Annotated in this window: 9 protein-coding genes and 1 tRNA gene; 1 reads left to right on the top strand and 9 read right to left on the bottom strand. The window is 39.7% G+C overall.

The features are described from left to right. Nucleotides 1-198: 198 nt before the first annotated feature. The 3 genes from VEB00_05615 to VEB00_05625 all read right to left on the bottom strand — a co-directional run bounded on the left by VEB00_05615 (nt 199) and on the right by VEB00_05625 (nt 1434). Nucleotides 199-456 carry a hypothetical protein gene (locus VEB00_05615; GenBank protein ID HYF82488.1) on the bottom strand — a complete coding sequence of 86 codons (258 nt, stop codon included), beginning with the start codon at nt 454-456 and terminating at the stop codon, nt 199-201. Nucleotides 457-518: 62 nt separating this feature from the next. Next, entirely contained in the window at nt 519-971 is a 453-nt protein-coding gene (locus VEB00_05620; protein HYF82489.1) for a hypothetical protein, read from the bottom strand. A gap of 372 nt (nt 972-1343) precedes the next feature. Next, nucleotides 1344-1434, bottom strand: a tRNA-Ser gene (locus tag VEB00_05625). Between the two features lie 320 nt (nt 1435-1754). Here VEB00_05625 and VEB00_05630 point away from each other — a divergent pair. After that, nucleotides 1755-2942, top strand: coding sequence for an AI-2E family transporter (locus VEB00_05630; GenBank protein HYF82490.1), 1188 nt, complete (start codon nt 1755-1757; stop codon nt 2940-2942). Between the two features lie 17 nt (nt 2943-2959). Here VEB00_05630 and VEB00_05635 read toward each other — a convergent pair whose 3' ends face one another. The 6 genes from VEB00_05635 to VEB00_05660 form a co-directional block, all read right to left on the bottom strand. Next, a complete protein-coding gene (locus tag VEB00_05635; protein HYF82491.1) occupies nt 2960-4189 on the bottom strand; it encodes a methyl-accepting chemotaxis protein in 1230 nt (409 codons plus the stop codon). Between the two features lie 75 nt (nt 4190-4264). Then, on the bottom strand, nt 4265-5518 hold the full coding sequence (locus VEB00_05640) for a GNAT family N-acetyltransferase (protein HYF82492.1): 1254 nt from the start codon (nt 5516-5518) through the stop codon (nt 4265-4267). Between the two features lie 236 nt (nt 5519-5754). Continuing rightward, nucleotides 5755-6783, bottom strand: a complete 1029-nt coding sequence (locus tag VEB00_05645) for a winged helix-turn-helix domain-containing protein (GenBank protein ID HYF82493.1) — start codon at nt 6781-6783, stop codon at nt 5755-5757. 94 nt (nt 6784-6877) lie between these two features. Beyond that, the gene (locus VEB00_05650) at nt 6878-9217 is read right to left on the bottom strand and encodes a beta-propeller domain-containing protein (protein ID HYF82494.1); all 2340 of its coding nucleotides are present in this window, start codon (nt 9215-9217) and stop codon (nt 6878-6880) included. Between the two features lie 448 nt (nt 9218-9665). Then, a complete protein-coding gene (locus VEB00_05655) occupies nt 9666-9848 on the bottom strand; it encodes a hypothetical protein (protein ID HYF82495.1) in 183 nt (60 codons plus the stop codon). A gap of 82 nt (nt 9849-9930) precedes the next feature. Beyond that, nucleotides 9931-10125, bottom strand: a complete 195-nt coding sequence (locus VEB00_05660; protein HYF82496.1) for an aspartyl-phosphate phosphatase Spo0E family protein — start codon at nt 10123-10125, stop codon at nt 9931-9933. Nucleotides 10126-10217: the final 92 nt, after the last annotated feature.

Here is a 10217-nt window from a genome sequence, read left to right on the forward strand (position 1 = left end):
ATATATCTACTTTTACAACTATGAGCGTATCCAATTAAAAACTAAACTGACACCATACGAAAAACGGTGTCAGTCTGCTTAATTTTATGAAATTCTGCGATAGGGCTTTTTATTTGTGTCCGATTAACGGGTATCAGTTCACAAATTCCTTAGAGGTTTTTTGTTGGAATCTAGATCTCTTAATTTGTCTTCAGCAAGTTACCATAAGTTTTTCTTCTTTGTACTCTTAGTGATTCCACCCTTAATACTTCCACGGAGAGAATTAACATCTTGCTTGTTCTTTCCTTGTTGTATTCCCATCGTTAACCCTTCTGCATTAATGCTTATGTCGGTAAACCCATCTAAGCTGTTATGCCCAGTGCTTGAATTCTCTGCCATTTTAGCAACTACCCCAATTACTGCAGCTATGTCGTCTGGAGACCAAATCCTTCCTGCACTTATTGATATTTTTTCCATACAACTCCTCCTCTTAAAATATGATTCAATGTGTAGAGAAATTTATGCTTTACTACAGCTTTCTACTTATGTATATTATTCAGTTTTAGCTTTACCTTAGTTGAATCACTAACCGCAAAATCACTCAAAATGTTCATTATTTGCTCTTCCCAATGCAGCCCGAACCGTTTATTGTATTCCTGGACTATCCTCTGCCCCTTTTCCGTCACCGCTCTTCCATGTGCTCCGGTAGCCTTTAACAGGTTCACGTCAGGTCTGAAGTATACACCTAGGGTCCCTGCCTGCCTTCCATACTTTTTGGCAATTTGGCTTAGATTTTGTCTCATCAAACCATCAATTTGCATGCATTCCTTTAGTATAGCCCGCTTCCGTGCTTCTCCTAAAGCAACCTCTTCTACAGCTACTTCTTCTAATCCAGATAACTCTAACAGGTCACATCGTAAATCATCCAATAGCATAGCAAACTTGTTTTGATACTTTAAGAGTATCTCCTCTATTCTTTTATCCAGTTCCATAAAACCACCTCAATATATTATTCATTAAACTAATCTTATCACTATGCTCCTTCTATGTCAATATCTATGTTATAGATTTTCTTATAGATAGATTCAGTTATAGACGCTTATCTTTAACACTAAAAGTAATTTTATGAAATAGGTGATGTGTATAATAATACTACAATAATATTTATAGGAATTTTCAAAAAGTATCATCCAAATAGGCGACGACAGGTCGCTTCATATACTTCTTAGTAATTGCAACTATTTTCACCTATTCTGCCGCCATGCTGTCGTCGTAAGGTCGTCAAGCGGTTGGTAAATGTCACAATTGTATCACAAAAAATAAAAAACTCTGGGGACAAAATCCTCAGAGTTACTTGCGTTATATGGCGGAGAGAGAGGGGTTCGAACCCTCGTAACCTGTTACAGTTAACACGATTTCCAGTCGTGCGCCTTCAACCAGCTCAGCCATCTCTCCATTTATGGTGCTGTTGCTCGTACTTAAGTATTATACTAAATACGCCGTTAAATATCAACAGGTATTTTGTTTGCAGTTTTACATTATTTATTCGCTAAACTGAATGGTTTGCTTTGATATTGGCAATTTTTATAACGAGTAGGAGCATATATTCCACATTAATTTGTCATGCTCCGTAAAACGAGTTTCATAAAAGTCTACCTTAATCGTAAAAATGTTTCAATAAAAGACTTTTATATGTTAAAGTAGTTATAATATCACTTGAATATTATGTGAATCATCGATCTTTATAATACAAAGGATTTGAGAGGAAAGAATATATGAAGTTTACAGTTGATAGAACTCTTGTGAAATACAGCATTTATATCGTTGTGCTTGCTACTATTCTGTATGTGATTTATAGATTAGTTTCCAAGCTTGAGCTTATACTAAGCACTATTATGAGCACTTTGTCAGGGTTTCTTGCAATCCTGGCACCCTTTATAATTGCACTTGTAGTCGCATACTTGCTTCATCCTATAGTTTGCTGGATAGAATGCAATATAATGAACAGCAAAAGATTTTCAAAATTAAAAAACGAAAGCTATGGTAAAAACCAACAGCTCAAACGAACTATAAGCGTCTTGCTTACATATCTGCTGGTTATTGGAATACTTGTTATACTGCTGTACAGCACTTATGCCATGATAGGCGGACAAATCAGCAGACAGGTTGATTTTAATGCTATTATTGATTCGATTTCCAGCTATTCGGAACGATATAACCAGATATACGATCAATTGAAGGTTCAGCTTGAAAACAGCGGCTTGTCGGACAATCTGAAACAGCAATTTATCAATACCGCGGAAAATGCCAACGAAATACTGGGCTCTGCTGTATCCAAATCCTTCGGACAGCTCAAGAGGTTGGGAAGTAATGTAGTGAATATAGTGCTGGGACTCATTATAGCATTTTATATTCTAAAGGATTTGGAATACTTCAAACAGCTGTATAGAGATATCACGAAGGCATTTATGAAAGAACGGAAAAATCAAAAGCTGCGAAGTCTGCTGACTGATATAAACTTGATTATATCCAAATTCATCAGAGGTCAGCTCCTGGATGCCTTAATCGTTGGTATCCTAAGCTCCATAGGGCTGTCTATCATAAACCTGGACTTTGCAGTACTAATAGGCATGACGGCGGGTATAGCAAATATCATCCCTTACTTTGGACCTGTAATAGGCTCAGTGCCAGCAATAATTGTGGGACTCCTGAGCGGAAGCCCTATAAAGGCACTGCTTGCAGTTGTTGTACTTGTTGTTGTGCAGCAGATTGACGGTGCTCTGATTGCACCTAAAGTTGTGGGGAATAGTGTGGGACTGCATCCGGTTTTTGTGATGCTTTCCATATTTATTGGCGGTGCATACTTTGGGTTGTGGGGAATGCTCATAGCAGTTCCGACAGCGGCAATAATAAAGATGTTCTTGCTCCGGTGGATGGAGGAAAGAAAAAGCGTAGGCCAATAGGTCTACGCTTCAATTTTTTATTTCATATTTTTGTACATCAGCCATTTTATCAGGGTCTCTACAGTTCTATTTATAAGCTCCAAGCTCTTGAAAACCTCTTCATAGGTTTCCGCTACTGATTTTAGAGTATTCTCTGCATCATTCACCACGGTGCTTAGAAGCTCCTGTATATGAGAAGCCGATTCCACCGACTCGTCAGCCAGCTTCTCCACCTTCATGGCAACTATTGCGGAGCCCCTGCCTCCTGAACTGGCATTCTCTGCTTCTGCTGCGGCATTTATTGAAAGCAGCTTGCTTTCATCCACCATTATTGATATAAGACCAAGATCATCCTTTATCTTATCTGTGTGTTTAGCAAGCTTTGAGATCAACTCCTTGGAGTTCCTGGTATATTCCTCAATCTTTAAAACTTCATCCCCTGCCTTTAAATCCTTGCCCTTGCTCTTGAGCATTGTCTGGGTATACTTCATTATTTCCTTGGCATTCTCCATGGATTTATTTATATTGGATATTATCGCCCTTACCTTTGTGCTGGAAGGCAAGTTATCCTCTTCTCCTGCCAGCAGCAATTCATCATTTTTATCATTATTGCCGCTCAAGGAGCTTACTCCCTGCAAGAGTATTTCTTCAGCCGTTTCCAGGCTCTGTGTGGACGCACTTGTATTTGAGAATATACTGTTGATGTTTTCATAGAAGCTATGGGTATTGGAAAGCATTTTGAGCGCTCTTTTCGAGATGGCTGTCAGCAGCAATGCCGCAATACCAAACTGAAGGATGTACATTGCCAGCCTAAGATAGCCCAATTGTGCACCTGGAGTAATACCCCAGTTTGCCCAAACCCTTAATGCCTCCCCAATTGCAAGTCCGAATATCGACAGTGCCGCCGAGTGACTGATAAGTTTTACATCAAAATATAGACAGGCAAAACCAATAGGTATCACAAGCAGCATTATCATGTCCATGTGCAGGTAGATATATCCTAAGATACAAAGCACTGCAGCGCAGTAGATGTTAACATACTTAAGTATATTTCCACCCATCCTGAAATGTCTGCATGCAATAGGAATCATACATGCGAAGCCACCGATACCGGCTATCCCAATAAAATGCAGCCATGGCAGCGCTATATAACCTGCGGCCTTGATAATGGCTGCTGCCGCAAGGGCTACCAGTACAAACTTGAATATCCTGACCAGTGTGTCATTTACATAGAGAGCATTCTGGCCTATAGCTTCATTTTGATACATCAAAGCTTCCCCCCAAACTATATTATATAACCGTGGGTCGGATGAATAACTATAAATTTGTTGTGTTAAAAAACACTAGAACATTGTAAGACAAATTGGCTTTTCGTGCATATCAAATATTCTGTCAACTGTATCCGCATATTTAGATTCTGAAATATGGGCAATGCCATACTTAAGAAGGGCTTTGAAACCTACTGCTCCTACTATGAGTGAAGAAAAATCAGAAATGTCCAAATCAACTGCCGCTTCATATTCACTGCCCTCTGAAATTACTGCCCTTCCATATATGAAGTGTATTATAATACTACCGTTATTCTCTTTTATGAAGTTATCCCTAATGTTTATTCTGAGCTTGCAATTCTGGTTGTTGAAGTTATGCCCCTTAAGGACATCAAACAATACTCTTGTGTCTGTAACCCTGTACATCAGCCCAACCCCCTGCAGGTTGCTCTCATGATATACCGAGGTCATGAGATTATCGGAGCTGTCTCTGGGATCCAAGAGAAGATGATGAAAGTTCTCATCCAAGGTATTGAATATAACCCTATTTATCTGATCCTCCTGAGTGTTGAGGAAGGTCAAAAGCTCCATCAAAGCTTCTGTGTTCTCATAGAGGAATTCCTTAATAAATATGTCATTTTTCAATCCATTATCCTGGCTGGCCTTCTTGAACATGAAAACAATATAACCCTCTACCTTGCCGTCCCTTTTGTATACTGCAATCTTGTTCTGAGATACTATCAAAATATTGTTGAGCTCGGCTTCTGACCTGTCAATCATTCCGTTGGTCTTCTCGGCTATCCTTGCATAGCAGTCCAGGAGCAGCTGCTTGTCTCCCTCTTGAAAGTGCCTGATATGACTTTTTGATCCACCACTAGGCAGATTCTTAGGTTTTATGCTGTACTGGTTCATCTTTGTTCCAAAACCGAAGCCCATCTTCTTATAAAATTCGGGGCTGAAAGGATAAAGCATAGCGATAGGAGTTCTTCGTTCTCTATAGTGTCTCAGGAAATATGTTACTATTTCCTTTGCAACCTTCTCCTTTTTATGCATCAGGTGAACTGCTACCAGACCTAATCCACCAGCATCCACCTTCTGGGTGCCTAACCTCATCTTAAAATCATTGAGCCTCATTCCGCCTAATAGCTCGCTTTCTTTGAAAAACCCATAGAAATTTATGCTGTCATCCTCTCGCTGGGTTTTTATAAGCTTTTCCTCCAGCTTCTGCCTTTCCTCCGATGTGCTGAAACCCCATCCAGGATATGCATTGATTACTATATCTGCAAATTCTTTTATCTCCTCTTCTCTTAGCCTTCTTACAAGCTCCACTCATTAAACCTCCCAGCTGTTCATAAAATAGTATGTGTCGGCTCACACATCCGCTTAATCATTACCCATCCTTCTACAATATGTTTTATTTCCCGGGAAATAACAATGCATTTCGCCAAAAACATCTTAAATGCTTCATTCAAGTTTCGCGTAAATGCTTCCTTGATGTTATTGAATTCGCACTTTACCCGATAGGAATACTTACGTGCGTTCAATCTACAAATTCCGCTGGGAAATTACTTGCCTGTCAGGTATTCCTTGAATTCCTTCAGTACTTTTTCGACTTCCTTCTTATTGACATTGAAATATTTGATATTCTTTATCCTTTCCTCCGTCACAAGCCCCACTTCCTTAAGCTGGTCCAGATGGTGGGAAATAGTAGATGTAGTAAGCCTCAGCTTTTCTGCCAGCGTCTTGCCATAGTCTGGCCCGGAGGTCAGCTCTCTCAGTATCTCAAGGCGTGTCCTGTCTGAGACGACCTTCAACACATTTGATATTCTGTCTCCTGCCTCAAGCCTTTTTAGATTATCATTATCCATGCTGAATATTATAATCTGAGTATTGAAATTGAAGAATCTTATTTTGTTTGGCCTTAAAAAGTATGAAGGAATAAATAAATAATCCTTAAAGTCATATATTCTCTTGAACTTTTTCCCATAAAACTCCTGAGAGAAGTCCAGCGGACTCTTGCCCTCCATTTTCTCCTCTACTTGGTCTGTCAGACTGCTGTAGTAAGTAGATTGATTCCTGATCAAGCTGTCAAAATGCTTATTGTTAAGCTCATGGAGAAGCTCCAACATAGAATTCCTAAACTTCTCCGTTTCATGAAACAAGTATTTCAGCACCTCTAGGTCGTTGCTTATTTTGTTTTCCGTCCCACTTAAAAGCTTACGCAATGCTTCGGTGTCTCCGCATAATGTCTGTATATTTTCAATGGATAGTTCTTCACCTATAAAAGTATATATGAAATTTACCTTATCATATCCTTTAATTCTTTTAATAAGCAGTTCCACATCATCGAACATTTTCTCTCTAAGTACAAATTCTTGCATCTCAAGTCCCTTGAGCCTCATGTGGGCAACAATCCCCACTGTCTCTCTGCTCTTTTGGGTAAGTGAGTTATAAAGAATTTCTGTGTCCTGATCCACAAGCTCCAAGCTTTGCTTTGAAGCCATATACTTCAAGGCGCAAACAAGCTCTATCGTTCTTGAAAATGAAACGCTTACGTTAGCCGTATCAATATTGCTTTCAATATCTAAAGGCATCTGCATCACCTCATATTTATAATTCGCTATTTTCCATCCAATATCCTGTTTATAAGGAAAGAAAAACCGGGGTTTTATCCCCGGCTCAGAACTTCTAAGGTATTAGAAGCGTTCCTTTTTCTTTCATATCCTTAATACTATTGGCCTTAATCATGCCTTTGGAAATGGTATAAATATCATCGCCGATATATATTATTCTTTCTACATTCTTATTGCTGTCATACCAGCGATCCCCCGACTTACTGTATTCTTCCTCGCTGATATGCGAAATCCTGGCCTTAAGCTTGAAGCCCTCAACAAGGTCGATGTTGTAAACATAAGCTCCTTGGAAGGCAAAGCTTCCGTATGCAGGCATGTTCCCAGCAGCTATATTCTCTTTGTTCTTTATTTCCATCACAGTTACGGGGAAGGCCATGAGTTCCTTTTCTTTAGAAAACAGCAGAGCTTTGTGGTCCCTTAGGAGTTCAGAGTTAGTGCCTCGGTCGCCAATTATTTCCTTGAACTTTTCCTTGGGGTTGTTGACATCAGTCACGTCAAACAAAGCTATCTTCATGCCCTGATAGTATGCCGTAGTACTTCCGCTCTTACCCCGGGAGCCCTCATTGGAAAGCTCTATAGTGTCCTTCCCGAAGCCTATAATATGGTTTTCATCATAAGGGTGCAGGTAGTCGCTGTAGCCGGGTATTTTCAATGCTCCCAGTATCTTTGGATTCTTGACATCCTTAAGGTCAATTACAAACAGAGGATCAACCTTCTTGAAGGTAACCATATAAGCCCTGTCTCCCATGAACCTGGTTGAGTATATCTTCTCCCCTGGAGCTACATCCTCAAGGCTTCCGCATATATCCAAATCTGAATTCAAGACATATAGATTGTTTTTAGAAATGTTCCCGCCTTCTCCCCAAACATCTCCCTTTGTAGTTGCTATCCTGAAAAATCCCTTGCTCTCATCCATTGAGAACTGATTGAGTATTGAGCCGGGTACCTTGCCTTTGCCGGTGTAATCAAGTTTCCCGTTGTCAAGTGCGAACCTGTATATGACTGTTTCCCTGTCACTGACTTTTATTGCAGGCTTCTTAGGAGCTGCTGAGTCATTTATTATCGGACCCGGTGCATCCTGGGTCATAATATTATATCTTGTAACCGCTACATAGAGGTTCTCTGCCGAGGCATAAATGCTCTCTCCTGAACCCAGATAAGTGGATACATTGACGCCTTCTGACGGGCGGTCAAGGTCAATGCCCGCAGCAATCATATAGTTGGGTTCTACGGAACCCGGGAAATATCCGATTTTTCCATAGTCAATATTTATGAAATCTTCTTGTACTGCAGTATCCCTGTAGGAGGGTGTATCATTAACTTCGGCGTTTTCCAATATGTCATAGTAATTCAAGTTTTTGTTTGATACAAGATACAGCTTGGAGTCTATCTTCCTTGAAGATAGGTAGCTTCCCTCCAGCTCTATTTCCCTTATCTTCTTTATATCATCCTTATTGGCTATGTCATATATCAGCATTTTTACTGTATTGTTGCTATAGTAATCGCGCTTGGAAGGCATTGCGCGCTTGGAATTTGAGCCGTACATAGGAATGCTGGCATTTGATGTTCCTATTACAACCAGCCTCTTATCATCCAAGTAAAGCTCAGTTGGATGCATGTCTTCCCCATCCAAGCCTATGACCTTTTTTATCTTCATTTTGTCAGAGGGATATACCTCTGCTACCACTATCCTGTTGTTGTTCACCTGATAAAGGTATTTCCCGTCTGTTTTCACTATATCCGCTTCATCTACCCCGTTCACCTGTACATTTGTGGTAGAATAATCCCCTGAGACTGTATTACCATCCTGCTTGGAGCTGTCTGCACTCTCGCTAGCAGCTGCTGCAGAAGCTAACGCTGCCTCGTTAAAAGTAAAAAGTATTGTTCCATCTCTCATTTCGTTCGTTCCATATGTTAAATAATCATTCTGCTCGGCTGCTTCAGACAGAAGCTTTCTCAGGTTCTCTCCATTGCCGACTTTTGGCAATGGCTCCTTTGCAGCTTTAGCAACAGTAAACTTTAATTTGAGACCGTTTTTTATTTCGCTTCCTGTGACGTATTTTACAGATTTTCTTATGTATAATGTATAGGTTTTCCCAGGCTCATACTGCCTGAGAGGTGATACTATTATGGACTTGCCGCCGATTCCCAGCTCACGTGCTACAGGCATCCTGTCTCCCCGCTCATTTACTACATAAACATTGCTCCTGCTGACTGTCGCACCCATCAGGGCAGAGTCAAAGGGGATTTCTATCGCAATCCCGGGGGAAGCCCCTACCCGCTCGGGCAGCTCGATATAGGCATCCTCTCTAGCAAAAGCAACAACAGGCAAAGCAATGCAGATTATAAGCAAGCCGATAAAGCAGCTTCTTAAGACTTTCCCACTATTCTTCATTAATCCATCACCCTCCTAAAGTTCGTTTTATTGCATATTAGACGTATATTTTAAGATATTGTTCCATTTTTTAGGGTTTACTCCATATATATTTTTACATCTACGTTGAAATTTGGAAGTAGGAAGCTATCCTTTCAAAAATATATACGGTAGTATTAGTAGAAGTTTTCAAAAAAGACAAAAAAAAAGCTATGGGGGAGATACCGATAGCTTAAAAGGCTGTTTATATTCAATTTGATTCGTTATTAGCTTGTTTAGAATTTATGACAATTTGCATTTTTTGTCGAACACTTATTCAAATTTTTGAATTTTTAATTTATTGATAAATTAGGTTTATTATACTATCCCCCATTTAAACTGTCAATACTTCTGCTATGTTAAAAACTTGACAGTCTCCTTACTCTCAGCATCATATACAACAAAAGATAGGTTTTTTAAAACCTATCTTTCAGAATTCTCTTTTGCTTTTAAAGCTTACCCTTAGCAACTGCTTTAAAGCTACAGGATGAAGCTTTCCAGGCCTTTTGATGCAAAATACGAAGGCAGTTTCCCCATACATTTTGTCGATAATGCCGTACATGCCGTGCCAATCACTGGCATCGTTCACCTTTACCATATCTCCCACTTTCATATTCCTGACTCACCGCCATTGCATATGTTACGACACTATTAAAACGTCTATTACATTATATAAAATACTGCTTGTATGGGTTCTATTCTACCCCTTCCTCTAATATTCTGAATCCTCTAATTCTAAGTATCCTGTAATATTGGAGCAGCACCTTGTCCAGGGATTGACTTGCTTTAACAACCCTAGGGTCTATGAGTTCATTTTCCGCTTCCATGACTACTTCCAGATCGGTACGAAGCTCTTCGATTCTACTTGCCAACGTCTCCACACTTTTCATAATCATCGCCCCTTATGGTTTATTAAACGTTATATGTATATTTCTATATCAGCAAGAAATTTCCTCTAAATCTGAGTGCATTTATTAAATTT

It is taken from the genome of Clostridia bacterium (assembly GCA_035628995.1).
GTDB lineage: Bacteria > Bacillota > Clostridia > Lutisporales > Lutisporaceae > BRH-c25.